This is a genomic window from Caballeronia sp. INML1 (assembly GCF_023631085.1).
In the GTDB taxonomy this organism is placed as follows: domain Bacteria; phylum Pseudomonadota; class Gammaproteobacteria; order Burkholderiales; family Burkholderiaceae; genus Caballeronia; species Caballeronia turbans.
Genome location: NZ_JALQDT010000051.1, coordinates 448,778 through 474,552, shown reverse-complemented (window position 1 = coordinate 474,552; position 25,775 = coordinate 448,778). Strand labels below are relative to the sequence as shown.

The 25,775-nt window shown below is 63.4% G+C and carries 25 protein-coding genes; 11 read left to right on the top strand and 14 right to left on the bottom strand.

Annotated elements, in window-relative coordinates; genetic code table 11:
• Positions 1-59: 59 nt before the first annotated feature.
• The 4 genes from NCR38_RS18365 to NCR38_RS18350 all read left to right on the top strand — a co-directional run bounded on the left by NCR38_RS18365 (position 60) and on the right by NCR38_RS18350 (position 3,439).
• Positions 60-569 carry a hypothetical protein gene (locus tag NCR38_RS18365; RefSeq protein WP_061118092.1) on the top strand — a complete coding sequence of 170 codons (510 nt, stop codon included), beginning with the start codon at positions 60-62 and terminating at the stop codon, positions 567-569.
• A gap of 305 nt (positions 570-874) precedes the next feature.
• A complete protein-coding gene (locus NCR38_RS18360) occupies positions 875-1,639 on the top strand; it encodes a ParA family protein (protein WP_061118153.1) in 765 nt (254 codons plus the stop codon).
• A gap of 25 nt (positions 1,640-1,664) precedes the next feature.
• On the top strand, positions 1,665-2,348 hold the full coding sequence (locus tag NCR38_RS18355) for an isoprenylcysteine carboxylmethyltransferase family protein (RefSeq protein WP_061118093.1): 684 nt from the start codon (positions 1,665-1,667) through the stop codon (positions 2,346-2,348).
• Between the two features lie 188 nt (positions 2,349-2,536).
• A complete protein-coding gene (locus tag NCR38_RS18350) occupies positions 2,537-3,439 on the top strand; it encodes a LysR family transcriptional regulator (protein ID WP_250477449.1) in 903 nt (300 codons plus the stop codon).
• 3 nt (positions 3,440-3,442) lie between these two features.
• Here NCR38_RS18350 and NCR38_RS18345 read toward each other — a convergent pair whose 3' ends face one another.
• Together NCR38_RS18345 and NCR38_RS18340 are read right to left on the bottom strand one after the other, a co-directional pair.
• Positions 3,443-3,607, bottom strand: coding sequence for an FmdB family zinc ribbon protein (locus NCR38_RS18345; protein ID WP_061118154.1), 165 nt, complete (start codon positions 3,605-3,607; stop codon positions 3,443-3,445).
• Positions 3,608-3,745: 138 nt separating this feature from the next.
• Entirely contained in the window at positions 3,746-4,276 is a 531-nt protein-coding gene (locus tag NCR38_RS18340) for an Lrp/AsnC family transcriptional regulator (RefSeq protein ID WP_061118095.1), read from the bottom strand.
• A gap of 138 nt (positions 4,277-4,414) precedes the next feature.
• Here NCR38_RS18340 and mdeB point away from each other — a divergent pair, with 138 nt between their 5' ends.
• Entirely contained in the window at positions 4,415-7,126 is a 2,712-nt protein-coding gene (gene mdeB, locus NCR38_RS18335) for an alpha-ketoglutarate dehydrogenase (RefSeq protein WP_061118096.1), read from the top strand.
• Here the strand turns inward: mdeB and NCR38_RS18330 are convergent.
• Both NCR38_RS18330 and NCR38_RS18325 read right to left on the bottom strand, forming a co-directional pair.
• Complete coding sequence (locus NCR38_RS18330; RefSeq protein ID WP_061118097.1) at positions 7,123-7,773, bottom strand: phosphoribosyltransferase; 651 nt, start codon at positions 7,771-7,773, stop codon at positions 7,123-7,125. The two genes, mdeB and NCR38_RS18330, sit on opposite strands and share 4 nt — an antisense overlap.
• On the bottom strand, positions 7,770-8,582 hold the full coding sequence (locus tag NCR38_RS18325) for a crotonase/enoyl-CoA hydratase family protein (RefSeq protein WP_061118098.1): 813 nt from the start codon (positions 8,580-8,582) through the stop codon (positions 7,770-7,772). Before NCR38_RS18325 ends, NCR38_RS18330 begins: the two co-directional genes overlap by 4 nt.
• 314 nt (positions 8,583-8,896) lie before the next feature.
• Here NCR38_RS18325 and NCR38_RS18320 point away from each other — a divergent pair, with 314 nt between their 5' ends.
• Both NCR38_RS18320 and NCR38_RS18315 read left to right on the top strand, forming a co-directional pair.
• Positions 8,897-10,099, top strand: a complete 1,203-nt coding sequence (locus NCR38_RS18320; RefSeq protein WP_061118099.1) for an ammonium transporter — start codon at positions 8,897-8,899, stop codon at positions 10,097-10,099.
• Positions 10,100-10,316: 217 nt separating this feature from the next.
• Entirely contained in the window at positions 10,317-12,512 is a 2,196-nt protein-coding gene (locus NCR38_RS18315) for a hybrid sensor histidine kinase/response regulator (protein WP_061118100.1), read from the top strand.
• 6 nt (positions 12,513-12,518) lie between these two features.
• Here NCR38_RS18315 and NCR38_RS18310 read toward each other — a convergent pair whose 3' ends face one another.
• From NCR38_RS18310 to ehuB, 10 genes are all read right to left on the bottom strand, one after another.
• The gene (locus tag NCR38_RS18310; protein WP_061118101.1) at positions 12,519-12,995 is read right to left on the bottom strand and encodes a hypothetical protein; all 477 of its coding nucleotides are present in this window, start codon (positions 12,993-12,995) and stop codon (positions 12,519-12,521) included.
• Entirely contained in the window at positions 12,996-14,303 is a 1,308-nt protein-coding gene (locus NCR38_RS18305; RefSeq protein WP_086961014.1) for a sorbosone dehydrogenase family protein, read from the bottom strand. It abuts the gene before it with no gap.
• Positions 14,304-14,358: 55 nt separating this feature from the next.
• Complete coding sequence (locus NCR38_RS18300) at positions 14,359-14,526, bottom strand: hypothetical protein (protein WP_250477448.1); 168 nt, start codon at positions 14,524-14,526, stop codon at positions 14,359-14,361.
• A 515-nt stretch (positions 14,527-15,041) separates the two neighbouring features.
• Positions 15,042-15,419: a DUF3175 domain-containing protein gene (locus tag NCR38_RS18295; protein WP_061118102.1), complete on the bottom strand. Its 378-nt coding sequence runs from the start codon at positions 15,417-15,419 to the stop codon at positions 15,042-15,044.
• 9 nt (positions 15,420-15,428) lie between these two features.
• Positions 15,429-16,052 (bottom strand): UdgX family uracil-DNA binding protein, encoded by a 624-nt coding sequence (locus NCR38_RS18290; RefSeq protein ID WP_061118103.1) that lies wholly within the window; start codon positions 16,050-16,052, stop codon positions 15,429-15,431.
• A gap of 9 nt (positions 16,053-16,061) precedes the next feature.
• Complete coding sequence (locus NCR38_RS18285; protein ID WP_250477447.1) at positions 16,062-17,621, bottom strand: FAD-dependent oxidoreductase; 1,560 nt, start codon at positions 17,619-17,621, stop codon at positions 16,062-16,064.
• 76 nt (positions 17,622-17,697) lie between these two features.
• Positions 17,698-18,522 (bottom strand): ectoine/hydroxyectoine ABC transporter ATP-binding protein EhuA, encoded by an 825-nt coding sequence (gene ehuA / locus NCR38_RS18280; RefSeq protein WP_061118156.1) that lies wholly within the window; start codon positions 18,520-18,522, stop codon positions 17,698-17,700.
• A gap of 73 nt (positions 18,523-18,595) precedes the next feature.
• Complete coding sequence (ehuD, locus tag NCR38_RS18275) at positions 18,596-19,264, bottom strand: ectoine/hydroxyectoine ABC transporter permease subunit EhuD (RefSeq protein WP_061118105.1); 669 nt, start codon at positions 19,262-19,264, stop codon at positions 18,596-18,598.
• Positions 19,261-19,944 carry an ectoine/hydroxyectoine ABC transporter permease subunit EhuC gene (gene ehuC / locus NCR38_RS18270; RefSeq protein ID WP_250477446.1) on the bottom strand — a complete coding sequence of 228 codons (684 nt, stop codon included), beginning with the start codon at positions 19,942-19,944 and terminating at the stop codon, positions 19,261-19,263. The genes ehuD and ehuC overlap by 4 nt, the downstream gene beginning before the upstream one ends.
• Positions 19,945-19,994: 50 nt before the next feature.
• Entirely contained in the window at positions 19,995-20,849 is an 855-nt protein-coding gene (ehuB, locus tag NCR38_RS18265) for an ectoine/hydroxyectoine ABC transporter substrate-binding protein EhuB (RefSeq protein WP_061118106.1), read from the bottom strand.
• 234 nt (positions 20,850-21,083) lie between these two features.
• Here ehuB and NCR38_RS18260 point away from each other — a divergent pair, with 234 nt between their 5' ends.
• The 4 genes from NCR38_RS18260 to doeA all read left to right on the top strand — a co-directional run bounded on the left by NCR38_RS18260 (position 21,084) and on the right by doeA (position 25,774).
• Positions 21,084-22,481, top strand: a complete 1,398-nt coding sequence (locus tag NCR38_RS18260) for a PLP-dependent aminotransferase family protein (RefSeq protein WP_061118107.1) — start codon at positions 21,084-21,086, stop codon at positions 22,479-22,481.
• Positions 22,482-22,561: 80 nt separating this feature from the next.
• Positions 22,562-23,527 carry a hydroxyectoine utilization dehydratase EutB gene (eutB, locus tag NCR38_RS18255; RefSeq protein ID WP_061118108.1) on the top strand — a complete coding sequence of 322 codons (966 nt, stop codon included), beginning with the start codon at positions 22,562-22,564 and terminating at the stop codon, positions 23,525-23,527.
• Positions 23,528-23,531: 4 nt separating this feature from the next.
• A complete protein-coding gene (locus NCR38_RS18250) occupies positions 23,532-24,536 on the top strand; it encodes a cyclodeaminase (RefSeq protein WP_061118109.1) in 1,005 nt (334 codons plus the stop codon).
• An 11-nt stretch (positions 24,537-24,547) separates the two neighbouring features.
• A complete protein-coding gene (gene doeA, locus NCR38_RS18245; protein ID WP_250477445.1) occupies positions 24,548-25,774 on the top strand; it encodes an ectoine hydrolase DoeA in 1,227 nt (408 codons plus the stop codon).
• The last annotated feature ends 1 nt before the right edge of the window (position 25,775 follow it).

Here is a 25,775-nt window from a genome sequence, read left to right as displayed (position 1 = left end):
AGCGTTCTCGTGCGCGTCGTCTATATTGGATTTATGACGATCCGATAGGGAGGTGCGAGATGAGGCGCATCTATTTTTTGCTCCCCAGTGTGGCGAGCGCAAAGGGGATCATCGACGAACTGCTGCTCAAGCGAATCGAATGGCGGCATATTCATGTGCTCGCGCGGGCTCACGAGCCGCTTGAGGACTTGCCGCAGGCGACACTCGTTCAACGCACGGATTTGTTGCCCGCACTCGCGCGCGGAACGGCTGCCGGCGGCGTGACGGGCGCGCTCGCTGGACTTGTGGCAATGGCGTTTCCGCCCGCGGGTTTGACGATTGCCGGCGGCGCAGTCGTTTGCATGACGCTCGCGAGCATGGGCTTCGGCGCATGGGCCGCGACGATGATCGGCGTCGGCATTCCGAATACGCGCTTGCGGCGCTTCGAGCATGCGATCGAAGAAGGCGAATTGCTGATGATGGTGGATGTGCCGAAGGATCGCGTCGAGGAGATCGAGGCGCTCGTGAAGAGTCATCATCCGGAGGCGGATGTCGAAGGGGCCGATCCTACGATTCCTGCGTTTCCTTGATCTCTGTCGATCCAGCGTAAGGCAACGATCTGCTTTGAAGGCGCCACGCGCTTCATCGTAGAACTCGGCGGAGTTCCGTTCAGCCCGGACAGCATTGGAAACGCTTCGCTGGCGCTGAGGTGACGGTCGAATTCGACAGCATGCGGTCGCCGGAAGTCGCCTGGGCAACCGGATCCGGCAGTAGGTAAACAAACCCGAAAGCTCCGTCATTTTGATGCGCTAAGATCACATCCCGGGAACCGATCTACCAGACAGACAGAACGCATAAAAAAACGAGCGTTCATAAACCCAGGATGAAAAACCCGATGCGCCGTGTGGTCTTCAATCAAAAGGGTGGCGTTGGCAAGTCCACCATCGTTTGCAATCTCGCCGCGATCAGCGCCTCCCGCGGCCTGCGCACACTGGTCATCGACCTCGATCCACAAGGCAACGCGAGCCAGTACCTGCTCGGCGCCGAAGCCCGCGACGCCCAGCCGAATCTCGCGAGCTTCTTCGAATCGGCATTGAGCTATAGTTTTCGCGAGCCGGCGTTCGAATCTTTCATCCATTCGACGCCGTTCGACAATCTCGACATCGTGCCGTCGCATCCGAATCTCGAGGGGCTGCAAAGCAAGCTCGAATCGCGCTACAAGATCTACAAGCTGCGCGACGCGCTAAAGGGGCTGCAACAGTACGACGCCGTCTATATCGACACGCCGCCCGCGCTGAACTTCTTCACGCGCTCGGCGCTGATCGCGGTAGAGCGCTGCCTGATCCCGTTCGATTGCGACGACTTCTCGCGTCGCGCGCTCTATTCGGTGCTCGATAACGTGCAGGAAATTCGTCACGATCACAATCCCGACTTGAGCGTCGAAGGCATCGTCATCAATCAGTTCCAGCCGCGCGCGAGCCTGCCGCAGCAACTCGTCGACGAACTGCGCGGCGAGGATCTGCCCGTGCTCAATTCGCATCTGTCGCTCTCCGTGAAAATCCGCGAGAGCCATCAGCACGCGCGCCCGATGATCTATCTCGAACCGCGTCACAAGCTCGCGCAGGAATATGTCGCGCTGCACGAGGAATTGAACGGCTGACCCGGCACGAACAGACCATCGCGCCATGCCCGTCACGTCGAAAGTTGCGATTGCAACCATCGTCGAAGCGGCGGTGTTCATCGCGCTGCTGTTCGGTGCGGCGGGCACGCTCGAATGGGGCGCGGGCTGGGCGTGGATACTCCTGATGTTCGGCGGCGGCGGCGCGGTCACCGTGCTCATCGCGCGGCGCGACCCCGCATTGCTAGCCGAACGCATGCGCTCACCGATGCAGCCCGGCCAGCCGCTTTGGGACAAGGTGTTTCTCGTCGTGATGGGCGCGCTGTGGTGCGCGTGGCTCGTATTGATGGGTTTCGACGCCGTGCGCTTTCGCTGGTCCGTCATGCCGCTCTGGCTCGCGTCGGCCGGCGCTGCGCTCGTGGCCGTGTCGTTCTGGCTCGTCGCGCGCGTGTTTCTCGCGAACACGTTCCTCGCGCCGGTCGTGAGGATTCAGACGGAGCGCGGGCATCGTGTCATTTCGAACGGGCCGTATGCGGTCGTTCGTCATCCGCTCTATGCGGCTGCCTGCATCATGATCCCGGCGAGCGCGCTCGTGCTCGGCTCGTGGTGGGGCCTCGCGTGCTCCATGCTGCTGCTCGCGGGGCTCGTCTGGCGCACGGTGATGGAGGAGCGCGAGCTCGTCGCGCATCTCGAAGGCTATGCCGATTATGCGCAACGCGTGCGCTTTCGGCTCGTGCCCTTCGTCTGGTAGGCGTCCGCCGCACGCAATTTCGGGAATAAAACAGCGTGGCGGACGTTCATGCAGGAGACAGGCGCATTCCGTCGCGCCTCACTTCTCGCCAGATCATGAATATGACGACCGTTCCATCGCAGGCTCCGCATGGATCTCTTGCCCGGAGTTCACCAGGCGCGCCTCCTTCGACAGAAAGTCTCTCCGGCATGGTCGCCTTCGTGCGTGCGGCGGAGTCCGGCAGTTTCGTGGCGGCGGGGCGCGCGCTCGGGCTCTCGGCGTCGGCGGTCGGCAAGAGCGTGATGCGGCTCGAAGCGAAGCTCGGCGTGCAACTGCTCAATCGCACGACGCGCAGAATAGGACTCACGCACGAAGGCGCGCGCTTCTTCGCACGTTGCAAACGCATGCTCGCCGATCTGGAAGAAGCGGAGAACGAACTGTTCCATTCGACCTCTTCGCCGCGCGGCCGGTTGCGCATCAGCGCGCCGTCGCTCGGCAGCCGGCTCCTGATGCCGCTCGTGCCCGACTTCAGGCGGCGTTATCCGGACATCGAACTGGATATCGATTTCAGCGATCGCGTCGTCGATGTCACGCAGGAAGGCTATGACGCCGTGATCCGCACGGGACGTCTCGCCGATTCGCAGTTGCTCGCACGGCCGCTCGCGCAATACGGGCCGGTGGTGGTCGGCTCGCCCGCCTATTTCGCGGGACACGGCGAGCCGGTGACGCCGACTGATCTCGAAGGCCATGCGTGCATCCGTTTCCGTTCTCCGACGAGCGGCCGGTCCGAGCCCTGGCGTTTCGCGCGCGACGATCACACCTTCGCCATCGATCCGCACGCGACGCTCGCATTCAACGACATGGAAGCGGTGCTCGCCGCCTGCATCTCGGGCTTAGGCCTCGCATGCGTGCCGGATTTCGTCGCGAAGAGCGCGCTGGAAGCCGGCTTGCTGCGGGCGGTGCTCGGCGCGCATATGCGTACGGAAGGCGTGTTCCAGATTCTCTGGCCGCCGAGCCGTCACGAAGCGCCGCGACTGCGCGCGTTCATCGATCACGTCGCGCAGCGTCTGGGCGGACTGCCATCACACGAGCTCCGCTTCCGCGCGGCGTGAGGATCAGCTTTTCTTGGTGGTCTTCGCGACGAACGGTGCGGGCGCGTGCGCGACTTTCTCGCTGCCGCACTTGGGGCATTTGAGCTGCACCGTCGCATGCTCGGCGATGTGCTCCGCGTGCTCGAAGTTTTCGCCGCAATCCTGACAACGGTATTGATAAGTCGGCATGTCATCCTCCGCGCGCGACCGGTGATCCGGCGCGAGGCCGCGCCGGTTCAACCCATTCTAGTTCAGCAATGGAGCGTGAAAATCGGGTCGACGATGATCGCGCCAGTAATCGCGGGTCGATCGCTCATTGCGTAACGATCAGGTCCATTCTGCTTCGTCGGAGTTCTGATCGGGCAGGGTAAGCCCGGATGCGGGCAGCGGCAGCGCGGTCTTGTAACGCACCTGTTTGAGCGCGAAGCTCGAACGAATGTTCGAAACGCCCGGCATTTTCGTGAGCCGCTCCAGAATGAAGCGCTCGAGCGCGGCCACGTCGGGCAGGACGACGCGCAACAGGTAATCGGCGTCGCCCGTCATCAGATAACACTCCATCACTTCGGGGCGCTCGCTGATCGCCTGCTCGAAACGCGCGAGCGCATCCTTGATCTGCTTTTCCAGACTCACCTGAATGAAAACATTGATGGAAAGCCCGAGCGCTTCGGGATTGAGCAACGTCACGTGCTGCTTGAAGAGCCCGGCTTTTTCCAGCGCGCGCACGCGGTTGAAGCAGGGCGTCGGCGAAAGATTCACCGCGTGCGCGAGTTCCGAATTGGTGATGCGCGCGTTTTGCTGAAGCTGATTCAATATTCCGATGTCGGTGCGGTCGAGCCGTTGCTTCACACTGGCCGTCATAGTCGAAAGATTCCGGTTTTTGGCATTCTGGAAGAATAAACACACTACCGCAAAGCGCGGCCGCAGCCAAATAAGACGCACATTCTGCGCGTCAATGGATATGCTTGAATCATCTTTCAGCCACAGCGGAGTCGCACCATGACCGACTTATCGAGCGGAACCAACCAGCTTCTTTCTCTTGCCAAGGGACGTGAGGACATCGATCCCGGCGAAACCGCAGAATGGCTGGAGGCACTCGATGCCGTCGTCGCGCATGTCGGGCGGGAACGGGCGCAATATCTTTTCGACAGGCTCGCGGAGCACGCGCTGTCGGTGGGCATCGAATCGGCGCGGGCGCGCGCGACGCCCTACACGAACACGATTCCCGTATCGCAGCAGCCACCTTATCCCGGCAATCTCGACATCGAAGAAAGACTCGCCGCCGTGCTGCGCTGGAATGCGCTCGCGATGGTCGTGCGCGCGAATCGCGCATACGGCGAACTGGGCGGCCATATCGCGAGCTATGCGTCGGCGGCGGATTTGTTCGAAGTCGGCTTCAATCACTTCTTCAAAGCGGCCGATGCGAACAACGGCGGCGATATCGTCTATTTCCAGCCGCATTCGTCGCCGGGTGTGTATGCACGCGCTTATCTCGAAGGCTTTCTCAACGAAGAACATCTGAAGCACTATCGGCGCGAGATCGAGGGACCGGGTTTGTGCTCGTATCCGCATCCATGGCTGATGCCCGACTTCTGGCAATTTCCGACGGGCTCGATGGGCATCGGCCCGATCAACTCGATTTATCAAGCGCGCTTCATGCGCTATTTGCAAAACCGCAATCTGCTGCGCACGGAAGGGCGCAAGGTGTGGGGCTTCTTCGGCGACGGCGAAATGGACGAGCCTGAATCGATCGGCGCGCTGTCGCTCGCGGCGCGCGAACAACTCGATAACCTCGTGTTCGTCATCAATTGCAACTTGCAGCGGCTCGACGGTCCCGTGCGCAGCAACGGACGCATCGTCGATGAACTCGAAGCGCAGTTTACCGGCGCGGGCTGGAACGTGATCAAGGTGCTGTGGGGATCGGACTGGGATGGCCTGTTCGCGCGCGATCGCACGAATGCCTTGCTGCGCGCCTTCGCGCATACCGTCGATGGTCAGTTCCAGACCTTCTCGGCGAACGACGGCCGTTATAACCGCGAGCGCTTCTTCGGCCAGAATCCGGAACTCGCGGCACTCGTCGCGCATATGTCGGATGAAGATATCGACCGCTTGCGCCGTGGCGGCCACGATGTACGCAAGCTGCACGCTGCTTATGCGAAAGCGCTGTCGCATAAGGGCCAGCCGACCGTGATTCTCGCCAAGACGATGAAAGGTTTCGGCATGGGCACGGTGGGACAGGGCCGCATGACGACGCATCAGCAGAAGAAGCTCGATCTCGACGATCTCAAGCAGTTTCGCGATCGCTTCCGTTTGCCGCTCTCGGATGAAGACGTCGAACAAGTCAGGTTCTACAAGCCTGCGGACAGCGCACCCGAGATGCGCTATCTGCATGAGCGCCGCGCGGCTTTGGGCGGTTATCTGCCGCGCCGTCGCGCGAAGGCATCGCAAGGCATTGCGCCGCCCGCGCTCGATTCGTGGGGCCAATTCGCGCTCGACGCATCCGGCAAGGAGATGTCGACGACGATGGCCTTCGTGCGCATGCTCGGCAGCCTGTTGAAGGACAAGACCATCGGGCAGCGCGTCGTGCCGGTGGTCGCGGACGAGGCGCGCACCTTCGGCATGGCGAATCTCTTCAGGCAAGTGGGCATCTATTCGCCGCTCGGCCAGTTGTACGAGCCGGAGGACATGGGCTCCATGCTCTACTACCGGGAAGACACGCGCGGGCAGATTCTCGAAGAAGGCATCTCGGAGGCGGGCGCGGTGTCGTCGTGGATCGCGGCGGCGACGTCCTACAGCGTGCACGATCTGCCGATGCTGCCGTTCTACATCTACTACTCGATGTTCGGCTTTCAGCGCATCGGCGATCTGATTTTCGCGGCGGCGGACCAGCGCTCGCGCGGCTTTCTCATCGGCGCGACGGCGGGGCGTACGACGCTCGGCGGCGAAGGCCTGCAGCACCAGGACGGCACGAGCCATCTCGCGGCTTCGACGATTCCGAACTGCCGCGCCTACGATCCGGCGTTCGCTTATGAAGTCGCCGCGATCGTCGATGAAGGCATGAAAGACATGATGGAGCGCCAGAACGACGTGTTCTATTACGTCACCGTGACCAACGAGAATTACGCACAGCCTTCCGCGCCCGGCGGCTCACTGGATGAAGAAACGCGCGAAGGGATTCTGCGCGGCATCTATCGCATCGGCGGCGACGCAGCCGAAGCCCAGGTTCAATTGCTCGGTTCCGGCGCGATTCTCAACGAAGCGATCGCTGCGCGCACGATGCTCGAGGACGACTGGAACATCGACGCCGCCGTGTGGAGCGTGACGAGTTATACCGAATTGCATCGCGACGGCGCGTCATCCGAACGTCTTGCCCGCCTGAGCGACGACGATGTGAACACGCCGTTCGTCACGCGTGCGCTCGAAGGATCGCGTGGTCCCGTGATCGCGGCGACCGATTACGTGCGCGCGGTGCCGGAACTCATTCGCGCCTACGTGCCGCGCCGCTATGTCACGCTCGGCACGGATGGCTTCGGCCGTAGCGACACGCGGCAGGCATTGCGCGCGTTCTTCGAAGTGGATCGCGTGTCGATCGTCATCGCCGCGTTGAAGTCGCTCGTGGACGAAGGCGTCATCGATAAATCAGTCTTGAAGACCGCGCGCGTGAAGTACGGCAAGACGCAGGAAGCGCACGACGCGCCCTGGATGCGCTAGGCGGCCTTGCGCGCGGCGTCGAGCAGCTCGCGCACTTCGTCGTCGCTTGTCTGATCGAAGTCGATATAGAACTGCCCGACGCCGTAATACTGATGCGGGCGCAGCACGCAGACGAATTCATCGACCACTTCGTCCACGCGCGCTTCGGAATCGAGCGGCGCCACCGGCAGCGCCGCGACGATCTTCGACGGATGCGCATGACGCAGGGACATCGCCGCGGCCTTCATCGTCGCGCCGGTCGCCATGCCGTCATCGACGATGATCGCGACGCGTCCTTCGACATCGAGCGGCGGCTGCGAGCCGCGATACAGCTTCTCGCGCCGGGCAAGCTCGGCGCGTTCTTTCGCGATCACGCGTTCGAGATCGTCCTTCGCGACCCCCGCGTATTGCACGATGCGCTCGTCGAGATAGAAAGCATCGCCGGATGCGATCGCGCCCATCGCGAGTTCGGGTTGCACCGGCACGCCGAGCTTGCGCACGACGAGCACGTCGAGCGGCGCGCCGAGCGCGCGCGCCACTTCATACGCAACCGGCACGCCGCCGCGCGGCAGCGCGAGCACGGTGACGTCGGCGCGGCCGTGATAAGCGCCGAGATGCTGCGCGAGCGCGCGGCCCGCGGCTCTGCGGTTCTCGAATACTGAGTTCATGTTGCCTGTCCTTTCGGACTCGACGCGCGCGAGAGAAAACGCGACGCGCCGTCGAGACCTTCATCGAATATCGAGCGATATCCGTTCGCGCCTTCTCGCTGCAATGCCCGGGCGATGTCGGCGTCGAACGCGTTCTCGTGCACCGAGCGCAGGTCCGCACGCAATGCGGCCTGCGGCAACGCGGCCAGTTCGCACGCAAGCGCTTCCGCCACGCCGCGCGCTTCGCCCTGCGGCGCAATGCGATTCGCAAGGCCGAAGGCAAGCGCTTCCGTCGCGTCGACCGCTCGTCCGGTGAGGATCAGATCGAGCGCACGCGACATGCCGATGAGACGCGGCAGCCGGATCGTGCCGCCGTCGATGAGCGGCACACCCACGCGCCTGCAGAACACGCCGAGCACCGCGTGTTCCTCGACGACGCGCAAATCGCACCACGCCGCCAGTTCGAGCCCGCCCGCGACCGCATGTCCCGCGATCGCCGCGATCACGGGTTTGTTCAGCGCGAGCCGCGTCGGTCCCATCGGGCCGGGGCCGCTGCCGTCGGAATGGATCTCGTTGCGGCGCGCGTCGTCCTCGAGTGCGGAGAGATCGGCGCCTGCGCAGAACGTGCCGCCCGCGCCCCACAGCACGGCGACTCGCAGCGCATCGTCGGCGTCGAAGCGCTCGAACGCTTGGCGCAGCGCATCCGCGATGTGGCGATCCACCGCGTTACGCCGCTCGGCACGGTCGAGCACGACCGTGACGACTCGCGGATCGAGCGCGTGCGGTTCCATGCGCACATGCTCGCCCAGATACTCGATGTGAGAAGACATCGACGGCTCCAGTTTTTCGCGGCTACACACGTCAGGATACTCGCGGCACGACGCATCGGTGCGCCACGTGAAATGCTTTCGTTCACCATGCTAAAAGCTGTCGTGATGAAATATCTGGCGCATATCCGGTGCATGAGATGCAACACGACGGAGCATTGCACCAAGTTCGAGCGATGCGAAATGACCATTCGCGGCGCACGTTGCACCACGCTTTACCGCGCCAACGCCCATTGCGCACCGTTCCGATGCTGTTTGCGCCAACTTGGCCCGGAACTTGCAAAACCAGCGCCTCTTTCAGACGACCGTTGAAAAACATGCAGGCACTCCAATCCGGAACCAACACTCTTTTTCTGCTGCTGGGCGCCGCAATGGTGCTTGCGATGCACGCGGGCTTCGCCTTTCTCGAACTCGGAACCGTGCGCCGCGAGAATCAGGTGAATGCACTCGTGAAAATCCTCGTGGACTTCGCGGTTTCGACGCTCGCGTATTTCTTCATCGGCTACAACATCGCGTATGGCGTGCAGTTCATGCACAGCGCCGATATCCTCGCCGAGCACAACGGCTACGCGCTGGTGCGCTTCTTCTTCCTGCTGACCTTCGCCGCCGCGATTCCGGCGATCGTGTCGGGCGGCATCGCCGAGCGCTCGAAGTTCAATCCGCAACTGTTCGCGACTTGCGTGATCGTCGGCTTCGTTTATCCGTTGCTCGAAGGGGTGGCGTGGAACGAGCGCTTCGGCATTCAGGGCTGGTTGACGCAGGCATTCGGCGCGCCGTTTCACGACTTCGCCGGCTCGGTCGTGGTCCATGCGTTCGGCGGCTGGGTCGCGCTGCCGGCGGTGCTGCTGCTCGGGCCGCGTCACGGGCGCTATCACAAGGATGGACGCATCGCCGCGCATCCGCCCTCGAGCATTCCGTTCCTCGCGCTCGGTGCATGGGTGCTCGCGGTCGGCTGGTTCGGCTTCAACGTGATGAGCGCGCAGACGGTCGACAAGATCAGCGGCCTCGTGGCGGTCAACTCGCTGATGGCGATGGTCGGCGGCACGCTTGCCGCGTGGTTCGCCGGCCGCAACGATCCGGGCTTCACCTACAACGGCCCGCTCGCGGGTCTGGTCGCGGTGTGCGCGGGCTCGGACCTCATGCATCCGCTTGGCGCGCTGATCGTCGGCGCGGTGGCGGGCGTGCTCTTCGTGCAGATGTTCACGTGCGTGCAGAACCGCTGGCGCATCGACGATGTGCTCGGCGTGTGGCCGCTGCACGGCATGTGCGGCGCGTGGGGCGGAATCGCCGCGGGCGTCTTCGGGCAGAAGGGCTTCGGCGGCATCGGCGGTGTGTCGATGTGGTCGCAGGTCATCGGCACGGTCGGTGCGGTGGCGCTCGCGCTCGCGGGCGGCGCGGCGGTGTATGGCGCGATCAAGGCGACGGTCGGGTTGCGGCTCGATCGCGAAGAAGAATTCAATGGCGCCGATCTCGCGATTCATCGCATCTCGGCAACGCCGGATCGGGAAATGGCGGGGTGACGCGGAGAGCAGCCAGCGCTTTCACGCGCTATCGGAGGTCACAGGCGGCGCTCGCATCGTGATGCGTCGCATCGAATGACGGCAGGAAGGCGAGTGCGATCGACGCACTCGCCGCGCCAAAAGAGCATGCCAGGTCCGGCACGGTCTTTATTCCTCATATCGCTTCCAGCGCGCGCCGGGTAGGATATACCGGTCGATTCCCTCGGAGGCGCATCGCTTGGACTCCACAGAGACCGCGACATTCGATCTGCCGCTGCCCGTGCGCAATTTCGCATCGATGCGAAGGATGCTACTGCTCGTGCTGGGCGCGTCCATCGTGATCCCGCTCGCGTGCCTTTGCATTTATGGCTATTACGATCATCAGCGTCGCTTTGCTGAAGCACAGGAACTGATCGAGCGCCTCACGCGCATTGCAGACGAGCATGCGCTGAAAGTGATCGACCTGAATCAGCAACTGGAGACGCGCATCGTCGATCTGCTCGGCGACAGCGACGACGCGCTCATCAAGCGCCGCGAGGAAGGTCTGCACCGCACGCTCGACGACATGAGCGGCACGCTCGCGCAGATCGCCGCGATTTCCGTCTTCGGCGAAAACGGCGCGCTGCTCGCGAATAGCCGCTGGTATCCGGCGCCGGCCGTGTCGATTGCGGAGCGCGACGATTTCCGGTCCGCGCGTGCCGTCGCGCCCGTCACGTACTTCTCGCTGCCGTTGCGCGGCAAGGTGGCGAGTTCAGATGTGTTCACGACGACGATGGGCCGCATCGCGCGCAACGGGCAGTTTCTCGGCGTCGTGTCGATCGCGTTGAAGCGCGGCTATTTCACCGATTTTTATCGCGAGATCGCGGCGGGCGATCGCGCGCTCGTCATCGGGCTGTATCGCCGCGACGGCAGCGTCCTCGCCCGCTTTCCGGAGAGCGCCGGCAGCACGCAACCGGCAACCAATACGGGCTTTACGCGCGCGTTTCGCAACAACGAACTCTACGGCAGCATGCGCATGCGCTCGAGCATCGATCACGTCGATCGGCTGCTCGCCTTCAGGCGCGTGGGCGACTCGCCGCTCTATGTATCGGCGGGCTACGCGACATCCGTGGTTGAAAAGCGCTGGCGCGACAATCTCGCGCTCGTCGCGGCGATCGCGCTGTTGCCGTGCATCGCGGTGTGGCTGCTGATTGCGTTCTCGATTCGCCGGCTCGATGCCGAACAGGCCGCATGGGAGCGATGGCAGGCCGAAGTCGCGACGCGCCTTTCCATCGAGGCGTCGCGCCGGCAACTGCGGCGCATGGGCGCGCTCGGCAATCTCGTCGCCAACGTCGCGCACGACTTCAACAATTTGCTGATGGTGGTCGGAGCGAACATGGAGCTCGCACGGCGCAAGCGCTTCAACGACGTCGAAAGCGAAGTGCTCGCGGTGGAGCGCGCCACCGCCGGCGCCGAGTCGCTCGCGCGGCGGCTCATGAGCGTCGCGCGCAAGCAGCCGCTCAGGCAGGAATTGATCGATCCGGGCGCCTGGCTGCGAAACGTGCTCGATCTGGTGAAGAAATCGGTGCATCCGTCCGTCATGGTGACGCTGGAGCTGTCGCCCGATCTGTGGAACGTGATGGCCGATCCGGTCGAGCTGGAGCTTGCGCTCGTGAATATCGCGGTGAATGCGAGCGATGCCATGCCGCATGGCGGACGCGTGCTGATCCGCTGCCAGAATGCCCGCGTGCGCGGCGCGGAAACGGATATTCCGGATGGTGAGTACGTGCTCGTCTCGATCACCGATAACGGCGAAGGCATGACCGAGCAAGTCCGGCGGCGCGCGTTCGAGCCGCTTTTCACGACGAAGCAGCGCGGCGCGGGCGCCGGTCTCGGCCTCACGCAGGTGCTCGCCGCGTGCGAGCAGGCGGGAGGCACCGCGCGCATCACGAGCGTGACGGGCTCCGGCACGACGGTGCGGCTCTATCTGCCGCGTCATCATGGGCCGATGCCCGAGGCGTCCAAGGCATGCGTGCCACCCGATGTAACGACGCCGCCGCTCGTACCCGCGACGGACGACGAGGGAGAGCCGCTGCGCGGCACCACGGTGCTGCTCGTCGAGGACAACGCGGATGTCGCGGCGGGCGTGAGGGCGGTGCTCGAAGTGTTCGGCTGCACGGTGCATCACGAGGAAAGCGCGGATGCCGCGTTCGCGCTGTTGGGCGAAGGCTATGGCTTCGACCTCGTGCTGTCCGATGTGCAGATGCCTGGCCGCATGAACGGCATCGATCTGGCCGAGCAGATCATCAAGCGTCTTCCTTCGCAAAAGCTCGTGCTGATGACGGGCTACGCCGACGAACTGGAGCGCGCGAAGCATCTCGGTGTGCCGATCCTCGCAAAGCCATTCGACATGGACGATCTGCTCGATCTGATCGCGCCGGGCGTCCCGCACTGAACGCGTTCAGCGCTTGTCGTGCCCCGGTACGGCACGCGCGCCGACGAGCGGATTGAAGGCCGCGCGCTTCGGCTCCGGTGCTTGTTCGCTTTTCTTGGCGGGACGGGTCTTGGAACGCGATGACGTATCGCCGCCTAGCTGACTGAGCAGGTCTTCGTCGTCTTCCGCTTTCGGTTCTTCGTCGTCTGCCGACGACGATTCGCCGCCCGCAAGATGCGCGACGACCGACATGAAGTCCTTCCTCGCATTCTTCAGCGCGCGCCCCGGCATCATGACGAGCACCACGGCTTCGTGCACGGAATGGCCATCCACGGTTCGCAGCGCGGCATCCTCGTTCCAGTCGATGCCGCTATCCGCATAAGCCGCAACCACGTGATGCAATACGGCAGGCGACATCACACCTGCGTCATAGAGACCAACGATCTGCCGTTCCGCGAGCGCAAAATAGCTCTTTGCTTCCCGAGTCGGCTTCTTCGCGGCCATTCACTTCGTGGCGGGCGCGACCCGCCATACCGTGTTGCCTACATCGTCGGCGACGAGCAACGCGCCTTTGCGATCCACCGCGACGCCGACAGGCCGCCCGAGCGCATGGCCATCCGACGATAGAAAGCCCGTCAGGACATCTTCGGGCGGACCCGAAGGCTTGCCGTTGTCGAACGGCACGAAGATGACCTTGTAGCCGCTTCTCGGCTTGCGATTCCACGACCCGTGCTGACCGATGAACGCCCCGTTGCGATAACGCTCCGGAAACGCGTTGCCGTCGTAGAACGCGAGCCCGAGCGAAGCCGTGTGCGCGCCGAGCGCATAGTCGGGCACGATCGACGATTGCACGAGATCCGCGCGCTGCGGCTTCACGCGGTCATCGACATGCTGGCCGTAATAGCTGTATGGCCAGCCATAAAACGCGCCATCCCTTACCGACGTCAGATAGTCCGGCACGAGTTCGTTGCCGAGTTCGTCGCGCTCGTTCACGACCGTCCACAGCGCGCCGCTCTGCGGCTGCCACGACATGCCGTTCGGATTGCGCAAGCCCGTTGCGAACAGACGCGCCTGTTTCGATTCGATATCCACTTCCATGATCGCCGCGCGGCCGTTCTCGGCGTCGATGCCGTTCTCCGCCGCGTTGCTGTTCGAACCGACCGTCACATACAGCTTCTTGCCGTCGCGGCTCGCGAGGATGTTCTTGGTCCAGTGATGATTGATTTCGCCCGCTGGCAAGTCCATGAACTTCTCGCCGGGCGTCGAGATTTGCGTCGCGCCGTTTTCGTACTTGAAGCGCAGGATCGCATCGGTATCCGCAACATAGAGTTCATCGCCGACGAGCGCCATGCCGAAGGGCGAATGCAGTTTGTCGATGAACACGGTGCGTGTTTCGGCGACGCCATCGCCGTCGGCATCGCGCAGCAGCATGATGCGATCCGGACTTTCCACGCCGGCGCCGGCGCGTTTCTGCACCTTTTTCATCACGAAACCCTTGATGCCGGCGTGTTCGTCGTGCTGGGCGGGTGCGTTGCTTTCGGCAACGAGCACGTCGCCATTGGGCAAGGTCGCGACCCAGCGCGGATGATCGAGGCCCGCGGCAAAGGCGGTGACGTCGAAGCCCGCGGCGGGAATGGGCTTCTGTCCTTGCGCCCACGGCCTCGCGGGCGCGATGTTGACCGTGGGCATCATCGATTTGTGCGGCGCGGGCAGCGTCGGATTCGGGCCGAACCCCTGCGCGTAATCGCCGGCGGTGGTATCGGCGGTGGCCGCGCCGCTCGCGATCATCAAGGCGAGCGCCGTCGCTCGCATAAGTAGCTTTGTTTTCGTTTTCAAACCTGCGCTCCTGACGAGTCGAACGTCCGGTTCAGCCGCCGCCGATGCCTTGCGTCACTTTGCCCGTGCCGCCGCAGGTCTCGCAGTCGGCGCCGTCGAGCTTGCCCGAGCCGTTACAGTCCGGACAGAGATCTTCGCCCGTGCCAGGCGTGCCGGGTTCGGCTTCATCGCCGGGATTGAGAGGGGGTTCCTGAGCCATCGATGTCTCCTTGGGGTTGCGTCATGCGTAGCGGCAGCAAGCGCCGTTCCTCATGACCTTGCAAGGCTTGCATTCGTCTGGCAGTTTTTGCACGCCCGCAGCGTACATCGCGCCGCGCCACCTTCGTACGCGCGGCTGCCGTGTCTGGTACGCGTGATGCTCGAATGTCGATGCGGCGCGAGCCGCGGCTTTCACCACTGCAACGTCATTACGCGTCTTCGATGCGCGATGACACAGCCAGGAGGGCTTTTATGAGCGGAAATCAAAAGCAAACGGGCAATCAGCCGTCTACGCCCAATCAATCGAACCCGTCACACCGGCAGCATGGCCAACAGGAAAAATCGCCGGGGCAGCCGCAACAGGATCAGCAATCCGGTCAGCGGCAGCAGAACCAGCCGTTGCCGCAGCATCAGGGCGGCCAGCGGCAACCTTGATCGTTCTGGAGAAGTGGCAGGAAGCAATGCGCGCGGTTTCGTTTCGACGAGGCCGCGCGCGATCGTTTTCGGGCCTCTTTTTCAGGGCTTGCGTCCGAATGCCTCGCGCAGACGTTTTTTTGCGCGCTCGAGCGTGCTCTTGCGCGACTTGGGCAGATTGCGTCCCGCGCGATTGATATAGAAGTTGAGCATCGACATGGCCGATTGAAACGGCGAGCCTTTGCGTCGCGTACTGCGTGTCGATGACCGTTTGAGCGAATCCGCGATTTCCTGCGCATTGCCTGTCTTGAAGATATCGCGCTGAATATCCATTGCATCGCTCGTTTCCATCACATGATGTGACCAGCGATGCGTGGAACGCGCCGGCTTCTTGCGGGCACTCCCGAGCGAATGCCTTTGCCGCGTGCTGGGCCGCTTGCCGCTGCTTGTCTTCTTCGATGGGGTTTTGCTCGTTGCCATAGTCATACCTCAACGCTCTTTCCGATGATGCGTGGCGAGTCTATGCGCCTCGCGCAACGCGTCGACGATAGCCACGTAGGCGCGCTCGCGCGTTTCGGGATCGGGCGCCCGCAACGCGAACGAAGGGTGATAGGTCGCGACGATTGCATGGCCTTCGTGCTCGATCGCCTGTCCCATCGACGCCTGCAATGTCGCTTTCGAATCGCGCATCACGGACTTGAGCGCGGTCGAGCCGAGCGCGACGATCACCTTCGGCCCGACATCACCCGTCTCGCGATCGAGCCAATAGCGGCATGCGTCGATCTCGCGCTGCGCGGGTGTCTTGTGCAATCGCCGCTTGCCGCGCGGCTCCCACTTGAAGTGCTTCACGGCATTCGTCACGTAGACCTCCCTGCGTGCGACGCCGGCTTCTTCGAGCGCACGATCGAGCATCGCGCCCGCCGGCCCGACGAAAGGCTTGCCCTGCAAGTCCTCCTGATCGCCGGGCTGCTCGCCGACGATCATGATCGGCGCGTGACGCGGGCCTTTGCCGGGGACCGCTTGCGTCGCATGTTCCCAGAGCGCGCAGCGGCGGCATTCGTCCAGCGACTCGGGAGCCTGATCCGGTTCGACGCCGGGCTGCTTCGTGGCCATGTCGGTTTCTCAAGCGTTCGCGACGCGCCGCGCGTCATCGAGCGTGAGCGGCTCGCGCATCGCTTCGGCGAGACGGCATACCGCGGTTTCGTGTTTGCATGCGATCACCGCGCCCACGCGTCCGTCTTTCATCAGGTAGGCAATGAAATGCTGCGCATCGAGATCGCCGTCTATTTTAATGCTATCCGGCTTCTCGACATGCCCGAGATAGTCGAAGGTCTTCTCGTAGTGGAACGTCCAGAAGTAGGGCACGCCGACATATTCCCGCGCGCTGCCCGCCATGTTGTAGGCGGCGACACGCGCATGTTGTTGCGCCACGCGCCAGTGCTCGATGCGCAGTCGCTGATCCGAGCGCGGCAGGGGAAAGCGCGCGATATCGCCGGCGGCGTATAACGCGGGCGCGGCGAGCATGGTTGCGTCGACGTCGACGCCTCCATCGTCCGCGAGCGCGAGGCCCGACAGAAACGACGTCGCCGGCTCGACGCCCGTGCCCGCGATGACGACATCGGCCGCGACCTTGCCGCCCGAATCGAGGATCACTTCGCTGACTGCACCATCGCCTGCGAATGCGCTGATGCGCGCATTCATATGAAACGTCACGCCGTTCTTTTCGTGCAACGATCTGAACATCTCGCCGATGCGCTCGCCGAACTGCCTGGCAAACGGCGTCTTCCCCGGCGCGACGACGGTCACGTCGATTTCGCGCTTCCTCAGACACGAAGCCACTTCCAGCCCGATGAAACTCGCCCCCACGATCACCACGTGCTTGCATCCTTCGAGCGATGCGAGAATCGCGCGTGCATCCTCGCGCGTGCGCAGCAGATGCACATGCTCGAGTTCTGCGCCGGGAATATCGAGTGGCTTCGGAACGCCGCCGGTGCACACGAGCGCAGCTTCGTATTCGATCTTCTGTCCGTTCGCGAGCTCGGCGCGCTTCTCCTTCGGATCGAGACGAACGGCCTGCGATTCGATGCGTTCGATATCGTGCTTCGCGAAGAAATCGTCGTCGAGCAGCGGCGGGACTTCATCGGGCGGCATGTCGCCTGCGAGTGTGAACTTGCTGAGCGACGTGCGATCGTAGGGCTCGCGCGCGTCGTCGCCTGCAAGCACGATGCGTCCGTCGAAGCCCGCTTCGCGCAGCGCCGAGCATGCGGCCGCGCCCGCTGCGCCCGCGCCGACGACGAGCATGGTCCGGCTCGCGTTCGTCTGCTTCTTCGAGACGTCACCGCTGTCGATGGCTTGCGCGGACACGTACACGTCGCCGTCCCTTATCGTGGCTTCGTAGCGTGTCAACGCTTTCAGCGGCGGCGGCTCGACGAGACTGCCGTCGCGCACCTCGAACGTGCCCTTGTGCCAGGGACACACAATGCGCCCGTTGCAGATCGCGCCTTCATCGAGCGGGCCGCCCGCATGGGGACATTGCGCGGTATAGGCGCGCACGTCGTCGCCGTCGCGCACGAGCAGGATGGGGATTTCCTTCGCGTCGTCGCCGGCTTTGACGCATACGCGTGTGCCGCGCTCGATGGAAAGATCCTCAAAGCGCGCGACTTTATTCAGGGTGGGGGACATCGCACTCTCCGGTGGCTGAAGCAACAGGCCATGCGAAGAGCGCGAAGCAATTATCGGACCGCGAGAAAACGCGTGATCAAAGCGCTTCGGTCACCGCGCGCAGAAACTGCCGCGTGCGCTCATGCTGCGGCGCGGAGAAGAACTGCTGCGGCGGCGCCTGCTCGATGATCTTGCCTTGCGAGAAGAAGCACACGCGATCGGCGAAGTCTTTGGCAAAGCCCATCTGGTGCGTGACCATCAGCATCGTCAGACTATGTTCTTCGCCGAGCCGGCGAATCACAGTGAGCACTTCGCCGCACAGTTCAGGATCGAGCGCGGAGGTCACTTCGTCGAAGAGCATGATCTTCGGGCGCATTGCGAGCGCGCGAGCAATCGCTACGCGCTGCTGCTGTCCGCCCGACAACTGCGACGGATAGTGATCGCACTTTTCGGAAAGACCGACCATCGAAAGCAGGTCGCGCCCTCGCTCGGTCGCTTCTTTCTTCGATAATCCGAGCACGCTCATCGGCGCTTCGATGACATTCGCAAGCGCGCTCATGTGCGGAAAGAGATTGAAGCTCTGAAACACCATGCCGATCTTGCTGCGCACCTGGCGAACATGTCGCGGCGATGCGGGCACGAGCTTGCCGCCGCGCATTTCGTGCGTGAGCGGTTCACCGTCCACGTCGATGACGCCATCGGTGAGCGGGTCCAGCGTCATCAACACGCGCAAAAGCGTGGACTTGCCCGAGCCGCTCGGCCCGATGATCGCCACCTTTTCGTTCCGGGCGACATCGAGGTCGAGGCCGTCGAGCACGGTGAGCGCGCCATAGCGCTTGGTGACGTTGCGAAAGCGCACCATGGGCGTGGTCGCGCTGGCGTCGGCCGCTGCGCCGAGCGCCGGGTCGAGGTCTCGTTTCATCTGCTGCTCCTGGAGTTGCATTACCGTGCGCCGTCCAGCGGGGTCTGAGTGGTCGATACGCGATGCTGAACCATCATGGCAGCCTCACGCGCCGTTCGAGATGACGCACGCCCGAAGCGAACGTCACGCTGATGATGAGAAAGAAGATCCCGGTCATGGTGATCGGCTCGAGATAGCGGAACGTCTCGGAGCCGATGTTCTTCGCCTGCTGCATCAGTTCGACGACGGTGATCGCGGAGAGCACCGGCGTGTCCTTGAACATCGCGACGAGATAGTTGCCGAGTGCGGGAATCACCGGGCGAATCGCCTGCGGCAGAACCACGCCGGTATATGTGCGCCACGGCGAGAGCGACAGCGCGCACGATGCTTCCCACTGTCCGCGCGCGACGCCGTTGAGCCCCGCGCGATACACCTCGGACACGTAGCACGCATAGTGCACCGCGATGCCGAGCGTGCCGGCCGTCAGCGCGGACATCGTAAAGCCATAGAGCGGCGCGACATAGAAGAGCACGTACACCTGGATCAGCAGCGGCGTGCTGCGAATGAACTCGATGAAGAACGCGGTCGTCCTGGCGAGCGGCGCGAATTCGCTGCGTCGCATGATCGCGAGCACGAGGCCGAGCACGAGCGCAATCGCGAAGCCGACAAGCGTGATGCCGATCGTGTAGGTCGCCGCGCGCGCGAGTTCGGGCAGGATATGCAGCGCGTATTTCACATCGAAGAGTTGACCCAGCGATGTCATGATGCAGCCCCCGGGACAGTGCGGCGAATGGCGACATGACTGCTTACGCGCCGTTCGAACACGCGCATGACGGCGACGATCACCTGCGCAAGCACGAAGTAGATGAGAAGCGTGAGTCCGAAGACTTCCGCCGTCTTGAAGGTCGCCTCGTCCAGCTGGCGCGCGCGGAACGTGAGGTCCGAGAGCGTGATCAGCGAGACGAGCGAGGTGCCTTTCAGAAGCTCGATCATCAGGTTGGTCGCGGGCGGCAGCGCGTTGATCATCGCCTGCGGCAGCACGATGCGGCGCAGCCGCGCGGCCGCGGGCATGTTCAGCGCCAGCGCCGCTTCATATTGCCCGCCGGGCACGGAGCGCAGCGCGCCGCGCAGGATCTCCGAGCCATAGGCGCCGTAGTGCAGTCCGAGACCGACGATCGCGACGGTGAAAGGCGTCAGTTGCACGTTGAAGGGCGGCAGCGGCAGCACGAAGAAGAGCCAGAATAGCTGCACCAGCAACGACGTGCCGCGAAACACCTCGACATAGACATTGCCGGCCCAGCGCACGGCGCGGTAGGGCGCGGCGCGCAACGCCGTCGCGACACCCGCCATGACGATCGCAAGCAGGATGCTGATGACGGCGATCTGGATCGTGACGAGCGTGCCCTTCATCATCAGGGGCAAAAGCTCATTGAGGTCACTCATGACGGTTCCTCGCGAATGGATGGACGCTGCGCGTCGCTATTGAAGCCCGCTCAACCGGCGCACAGCTCCGGCGCTTTCTTGGTCGTCACGTTGGACTTGTCGAAGCCGAAGGGCGCGACCGTCTTCAGGTGATCGTCGGTGCCGAGCCACTGATGCAGTTCCTTGTTGACGGCGTCGCGAAGATCCGTGTCTTCGGGGCGAAACGCGAGCGCGCCGTAACCGGTGTGCTTCGGATCGTCGTTGAACTGGCTGATCGCTTCGACCTGCGGGCCGCCTTTTCCGGCGAGACCTTTCATCGTCAATGCGGTGCCGACCGCTGCGTCGGCGCGGCGCGCGCGCACGGCCTGCAATTGCGCGGTGGTGTCCGGAACCTGCAGGATCTGGTCGTCCTTGATGCCGGCCTGGCGCGCATAACCGAGTTCGGCCGTCCCTGCCATCACAGCAAGTTTCGTGTCCGGTTGCTTTGCGACATCGGCATAGCTGTGCAGGTTTTTCGGATTGCCCTTCATCGTCAGCAGCGTGTCGGGAATCTGGTATTGCGGATCGGCGAACGCCACTTGCTTGCAACGTTCCGGCGTGATGTACATGCCCGCCGCGATCACATCGAAGCGCCCGGCCTTCAGGCCCGGTATCAGCGCGCCCCATTCGGTGAGCACCGCATCGACCTTCTTCACGCCGAGCTTGGCGAACACTTTCTTCGCGATCTCGGGCGATTCGCCGGTCACGGTGCCATCGGGCGTCGTGTAGGCGAAAGGCGTTTCGTTCGCATAGCCGATACGCACCTCGCCGGTGCGCTGGATGCGCTGCAACGTGGTTTCCGCGCTCGCGCTCGTGGCATAGGCGGCAAGGCTAGCTGCCGCGACGCACGCTGCTGCCAGCATTCCAGACAGTCGCTTCGTGTTCATATCGTTCCCGTAGTGATGGTTTTTCAAGCGTGATCGAGTAGGCCATCCGATGGCGCGAATGCGCGAATCACCGAGAAAACCCTTATCCCGCAGGGCTTTGAATCGACTCGCAGCGCAGCCACCGACGCAGAATACAAAGCCATATATTTGTTCCGATTGCTCTAGGACAATTATTTTCACGCGCGCTTTTGCGCCACTATTGCGCATGGAACCAGGCATGCGAGGAGCAGGCACGTGAATGAAAGATGGCGCGACGCCGTGCGCACGGTGCAAGGCGTGCAGTCCAAATACAAGCGGCTCGTCAAGGCGATGGCGGCCGACATAGAAAGCGGCGCGCTCGCATCGGGCGCACGTTTGCCGCCGCAGCGCGAAGTCGCGTCGGATCTCGCGATCAGCGTGCAGACCGTGACCAACGCGTACAAGGAACTGGAGCGGCAAGGGCTGATTCGTTGCGAAGTCGGGCGCGGCAGCTTCGTCACCGCGCGCGTGACCGAAACGATGTCCAATTACATGCTCGACACGGCCGAGCGTTCGGTGGTCGATTTTTCCATTGCGCGCATCGTGCATACGGCCGAGCACGACGCGATGTGGCGCAAGGTCTGCGCGACGTTGTCGACCATCGACGATCAGCCGTGGATTCGCGCAATCAGGCCGATAGCGGGCTTCGACAGTCATCGCCAGGCGGGCGTCGAATGGCTCGCGTCGCTCAACATGCCCGCGAAGGTGGAGACCCTGCTCGTCACCAATGGCGCCGCGCATGGCATCTTCCTCGCGCTGGCGAGCATCGTCGGGCCCGGCGATACGGTGCTGTGCGAAAGCCTCACGGATCACGGCGTGATCGGCTCTGCAAATGTGTTGGGGTTTACGCTCAAAGGCCTGGAAATCGACGAGCACGGCATTCGCCCGGAGCACTTCGAGGAGGTCTGCGACAGCGAGCGCGTGAGCGCGCTCGTGTGCACGCCGACACTGAACAATCCCACGGTTGCGCTGATGCCCGATTCGCGCCGCCGCGCCATTGCTCGTATCGCGGAGCGCTATGGCGTGTATGTAATCGAGGACGATGTCTACGGTGCGCTGCCCGCCAGGACGCAGACACCCATTGCGAGCCTGATTCCGGAACTCGCGTTTTACTGCACGAGCATGACCAAATCGGTGCTGAGCGGCCTGCGTACCGGCTTCATGACGGTGCCGCGGCGTCTTGCATTGCGCGCGGAAAGCGTGCTGCGCGTCAGTTGCTGGATGGCGACATTGCCGATTGCGGAAGTCAGCGCACGCTGGATCATGGATGGCACGGCGCAACGTCTCGTGCAGATTCAGCGCGAGCGGCTTGCCGCGCGCCAGGGCGTAGTGCGCGAAGTGCTCGGCGACTATGTACTCGGCAGTCATCCGAACGCGCTGTCGGTCTGGCTGCGCGTGCCCGACGAATGGGAAGCGGATCGCATCACGCGCGAGCTGCGCAATCGCAATATCGCGGTGACATCGCCCGATCCGTTTCTCGTGCGCGGCGCGGACCGGCCCAATGCCGTGCGGCTGTGCGTGGGCGCGGAAGTCGGCGAGAGTACGTTCCGCACGGCCGTGGAAACCATGCGCGAGGTCTTCGGCCAGTACCCGCACGTGCACGACTTCAACTAAATGAACTAGGACAATCGAAAACGATTTTTTAGGACATTAGACTGGGTTGCATCGTTACCCAACACGCGACCCAGTCACTCATGTCCGCACTCACGCTCGCCGATGTCTACCGCGCCCGCCAGCGCATCGAAGGCCGCGCGCTCGTCACGCCGCTGGTTCATTCGTTGTCACTCTCGCGCATCGCGGGGGTGCCGGTCCATTTGAAGCTGGAAACGTTGCAACCCACGGGCAGCTTCAAGTTGCGCGGCGCGACCAATGCGCTCGCGCAACTCGCCGAGCAGGGATGCAACCGTGTCGTCACGGCATCGACGGGCAATCATGGCCGCGCGGTCGCGCACGCGGCGCGCGCGCTCGGCATGGAAGCGGCGGTGTGCATGTCGTCGCTCGTGCCGAAGAACAAGGTCGATGCGGTGGCGGCGCTCGGCGCGCGCGTCGTCATCCACGGCAAGAGTCAGGACGATGCGCAGGTGCAAGCGCAACGTCTCGTGCGCGAAGAAGGCTATGCATTCGTGCCGCCTTTCGACGACGAACGCGTGATCGCGGGACAGGCCACCATCGGCCTCGAAATTCTCGAAGCGCTGCCGGATACGGCGAGCATCGTCGTGCCCTTGTCGGGCGGCGGGCTCTTCAGCGGCATCGCGTTCGCGGCAAAGAACATCCGTCCCGGTACGAAGCTGATCGGCGTGTCCATGCAACGCGGCGCCGCGATGCACGCGAGTCTCGCGGCGGGCAAGCCGGTTTTCGTCGATGAACTGGAGACGCTCGCCGATTCGCTCGGCGGCGGAATCGGCCTCGAAAACCGGCATACCTTCGCGATGACGCGCGATCTCATCGACGACGTCGTGCTGCTCGATGAAGTGTCGATCGCGCGCGGCATCGTGCATGCGTATCGCGAAGAGCGGCTCGTCGTCGAAGGCGCGGCCGCGGTGGGCATCGCGGCGCTGCTCGATGGCGCGATTGCGGTGCAGGACGGGCCCATCGCCATCGTCGTGAGCGGCAGCAATATCGATATCGAAACGCATCGCCGCCTGATCGGAGCGGCCTGAACCCATGTCCAACATCGATACCTCCACCGTGCTGCTCGGGCAGGCGCAATTGCGCAAGCTCGTGCCGCTCGACCTCGACGCGATCGAGCAAGTCGAAGCCGCGTTCAAATCGCTCGCGACCGAAGCGGTTGCGATGCCGCCGATCCTGCGTCTCGACATACCCGAGCACGAAGGCGAAGTCGACGTGAAAACCGCTTATTTGCCGCGCTTTCCGAGCTTCGCGATCAAGGTCAGTCCGGGCTTCTTCAACAATCCGTCGCTGGGTTTGCCGAGCCTGAACGGGCTGATGCTGGTGCTGTCGGCGCGCACGGGCCTCACCGAGGCCGTATTGCTCGACAACGGCTATCTCACCGCGGTGCGCACCGCGGCCGCGGGCGCGGTCGCGTCACGCTGGCTTGCGCGCAAGGATGCGAGGCGCGTGGCGATCATCGGCGCGGGCGAGCAGGCGCGTCTGCAATTGAAGGCGTTGCGTCTCGTGCGCGATATCGAGCACGTCACCGTATGGGCGCGCGATGCCGAAAGCGCGCATCGATTTGCGCGTGACTGCGAAGGCTTGCCATGCGATGTCGCGGACAGTGTCAGTCAGGCGCTCAAGCATGCGGATATCGCCATCACGACGACGCCGAGCCGCGAGCCCTTGATTCACGCGCGGGATCTGCATCCCGGCCTGCATATCACGGCGATGGGCTCCGACGCCGAGCACAAGAACGAGATCGCACCGGATGTCTTTGCGAAGGCGCGCTATGTATGCGATCGCGTGCAGCAAGTGCGTGTGCTGGGCGAATTGCATCACGCGATCGAGGCCGGCGTGATCGCTGCCGATGCGTCTTTCCCGGAGTTGGGCGACGTCATCGCGAAGAAGGCGCAGGGCCGCGTAAACGACGATGAAGTGACCGTGTGCGATCTGACCGGCACCGGCGCGCAGGACACCGCGATCGCAACGCTCGCCATTCAGCGTGCGCGCGCGGTCCAGGCAGGAACCATTTTTCACAACGATGTGACCGCTTGATAGAGGGGACGATGTCCGAAATCATGCAACAGAAGAAAGCGGATGAACGCAGGGCGCCCGTGGTACGCCTGCCGTTCGAGCGCGGCGAGTACGACGCGCGCATCGCGAAGACGCGGCGTGCGATGGAGAAGGCGGGCATCGATCTCATGATCGTGACCGACCCGACCAACATGGCATGGGTCACCGGCTACGACGGCTGGTCGTTCTACGTGCATCAATGTGTGCTGCTCGCGATGGACGGCGACCCTGTCTGGTACGGCCGCGGGCAGGACGCGAACGGCGCGAAGCGCACGGTGTTCATGTCGCACGACGATATCGTCGGCTATCCGGATCACTATGTGCAGTCGCCGGTGCGCCATCCGATGGATTACCTGTCGACCGAAGTGATCGCCGCGCGCGGCTGGGACAAGAAGCGCATCGGTGTGGAGATGGACAACTACTACTTCAGCGCGAAGGCGTATGCGTCGTTGACCCAGCATCTGCCGGACGCGAAGTTCGTCGACGCCACCGCGCTCGTCAACTGGCAGCGCGCGGTGAAGTCGGCGCGTGAAATCGAGTACATGCGGGTGGCGGCGCGCATCGTCGAGAAGATGCATGCGCGCATCCTCGACAAGGTCGAGCCGGGCATGAAGAAGAGTGACCTCGTCGCACAGATTTACGAGGCCGGCATCACGGGCGCCGACGGTTACGGCGGCGACTATCCCGCGATCGTGCCGCTGTTGCCGACCGGTGCCGATGCCGCCGCGCCGCACCTCACATGGGACGACTCGGTATTCACCGCGAATGCGGGCACGTTCTTCGAAATCGCCGGATGCTTCAGGCGTTATCACTGCCCGCTCTCGCGCACGGTGTATCTCGGCAAGCCTCCGCAGCATTTCATCGAAGGAGAGAAGGCGGTTGTCGAAGGCATCGAAGCGGGCCTTGCGATGGCGAAGCCGGGCAACAAGACCGAGGACATCGCCAATGCATTCTTCGCGGTGCTGCGCAAGTTCGGCATCGAGAAGGACAGCCGTTGCGGTTATCCGATCGGCGCGAGCTATCCGCCCGACTGGGGCGAGCGCACGATGAGCCTGCGTCCCGGGGACGAGACCGTCCTCGAACCCGGCATGACGTTTCACTTCATGCCGGGCCTGTGGCTCGACGACTGGGGCCTCGAAATCACGGAGAGCATCCTGATTACGGACACCGGCGTCGAGACCTTCTGCAACACGCCTCGCAAATTGTTCGTGAAGGAGTAGC

Excerpts from the sequence above, each read along its gene's own strand:
- mdeB (WP_061118096.1), top strand. The coding sequence starts at position 4,415 with ATGACCGACTTATCGAGCGGAACCAACCAGCTTCTTTCTCTTGCCAAG.
- NCR38_RS18340 (WP_061118095.1), bottom strand. The coding sequence starts at position 4,276 with ATGACGGCCAGTGTGAAGCAACGGCTCGACCGCACCGACATCGGAATA.
- eutB (WP_061118108.1), top strand. The coding sequence starts at position 22,562 with ATGTCCGCACTCACGCTCGCCGATGTCTACCGCGCCCGCCAGCGCATC.
- NCR38_RS18305 (WP_086961014.1), bottom strand. The coding sequence starts at position 14,303 with ATGCGAGCGACGGCGCTCGCCTTGATGATCGCGAGCGGCGCGGCCACC.
- NCR38_RS18365 (WP_061118092.1), top strand. The coding sequence starts at position 60 with ATGAGGCGCATCTATTTTTTGCTCCCCAGTGTGGCGAGCGCAAAGGGG.
- NCR38_RS18350 (WP_250477449.1), top strand. The coding sequence starts at position 2,537 with ATGGTCGCCTTCGTGCGTGCGGCGGAGTCCGGCAGTTTCGTGGCGGCG.
- NCR38_RS18345 (WP_061118154.1), bottom strand. The coding sequence starts at position 3,607 with ATGCCGACTTATCAATACCGTTGTCAGGATTGCGGCGAAAACTTCGAG.
- ehuB (WP_061118106.1), bottom strand. The coding sequence starts at position 20,849 with ATGAACACGAAGCGACTGTCTGGAATGCTGGCAGCAGCGTGCGTCGCG.
- NCR38_RS18360 (WP_061118153.1), top strand. The coding sequence starts at position 875 with ATGCGCCGTGTGGTCTTCAATCAAAAGGGTGGCGTTGGCAAGTCCACC.
- NCR38_RS18285 (WP_250477447.1), bottom strand. The coding sequence starts at position 17,621 with ATGTCCCCCACCCTGAATAAAGTCGCGCGCTTTGAGGATCTTTCCATC.
- ehuD (WP_061118105.1), bottom strand. The coding sequence starts at position 19,264 with ATGACATCGCTGGGTCAACTCTTCGATGTGAAATACGCGCTGCATATC.
- doeA (WP_250477445.1), top strand. The coding sequence starts at position 24,548 with ATGTCCGAAATCATGCAACAGAAGAAAGCGGATGAACGCAGGGCGCCC.
- NCR38_RS18325 (WP_061118098.1), bottom strand. The coding sequence starts at position 8,582 with ATGTCTTCTCACATCGAGTATCTGGGCGAGCATGTGCGCATGGAACCG.
- NCR38_RS18310 (WP_061118101.1), bottom strand. The coding sequence starts at position 12,995 with ATGGCCGCGAAGAAGCCGACTCGGGAAGCAAAGAGCTATTTTGCGCTC.
- NCR38_RS18330 (WP_061118097.1), bottom strand. The coding sequence starts at position 7,773 with ATGAACTCAGTATTCGAGAACCGCAGAGCCGCGGGCCGCGCGCTCGCG.
- NCR38_RS18290 (WP_061118103.1), bottom strand. The coding sequence starts at position 16,052 with ATGGCCACGAAGCAGCCCGGCGTCGAACCGGATCAGGCTCCCGAGTCG.
- NCR38_RS18300 (WP_250477448.1), bottom strand. The coding sequence starts at position 14,526 with ATGGCTCAGGAACCCCCTCTCAATCCCGGCGATGAAGCCGAACCCGGC.
- ehuA (WP_061118156.1), bottom strand. The coding sequence starts at position 18,522 with ATGAAACGAGACCTCGACCCGGCGCTCGGCGCAGCGGCCGACGCCAGC.
- NCR38_RS18295 (WP_061118102.1), bottom strand. The coding sequence starts at position 15,419 with ATGGCAACGAGCAAAACCCCATCGAAGAAGACAAGCAGCGGCAAGCGG.
- NCR38_RS18320 (WP_061118099.1), top strand. The coding sequence starts at position 8,897 with ATGCAGGCACTCCAATCCGGAACCAACACTCTTTTTCTGCTGCTGGGC.
- ehuC (WP_250477446.1), bottom strand. The coding sequence starts at position 19,944 with ATGAGTGACCTCAATGAGCTTTTGCCCCTGATGATGAAGGGCACGCTC.
- NCR38_RS18250 (WP_061118109.1), top strand. The coding sequence starts at position 23,532 with ATGTCCAACATCGATACCTCCACCGTGCTGCTCGGGCAGGCGCAATTG.
- NCR38_RS18355 (WP_061118093.1), top strand. The coding sequence starts at position 1,665 with ATGCCCGTCACGTCGAAAGTTGCGATTGCAACCATCGTCGAAGCGGCG.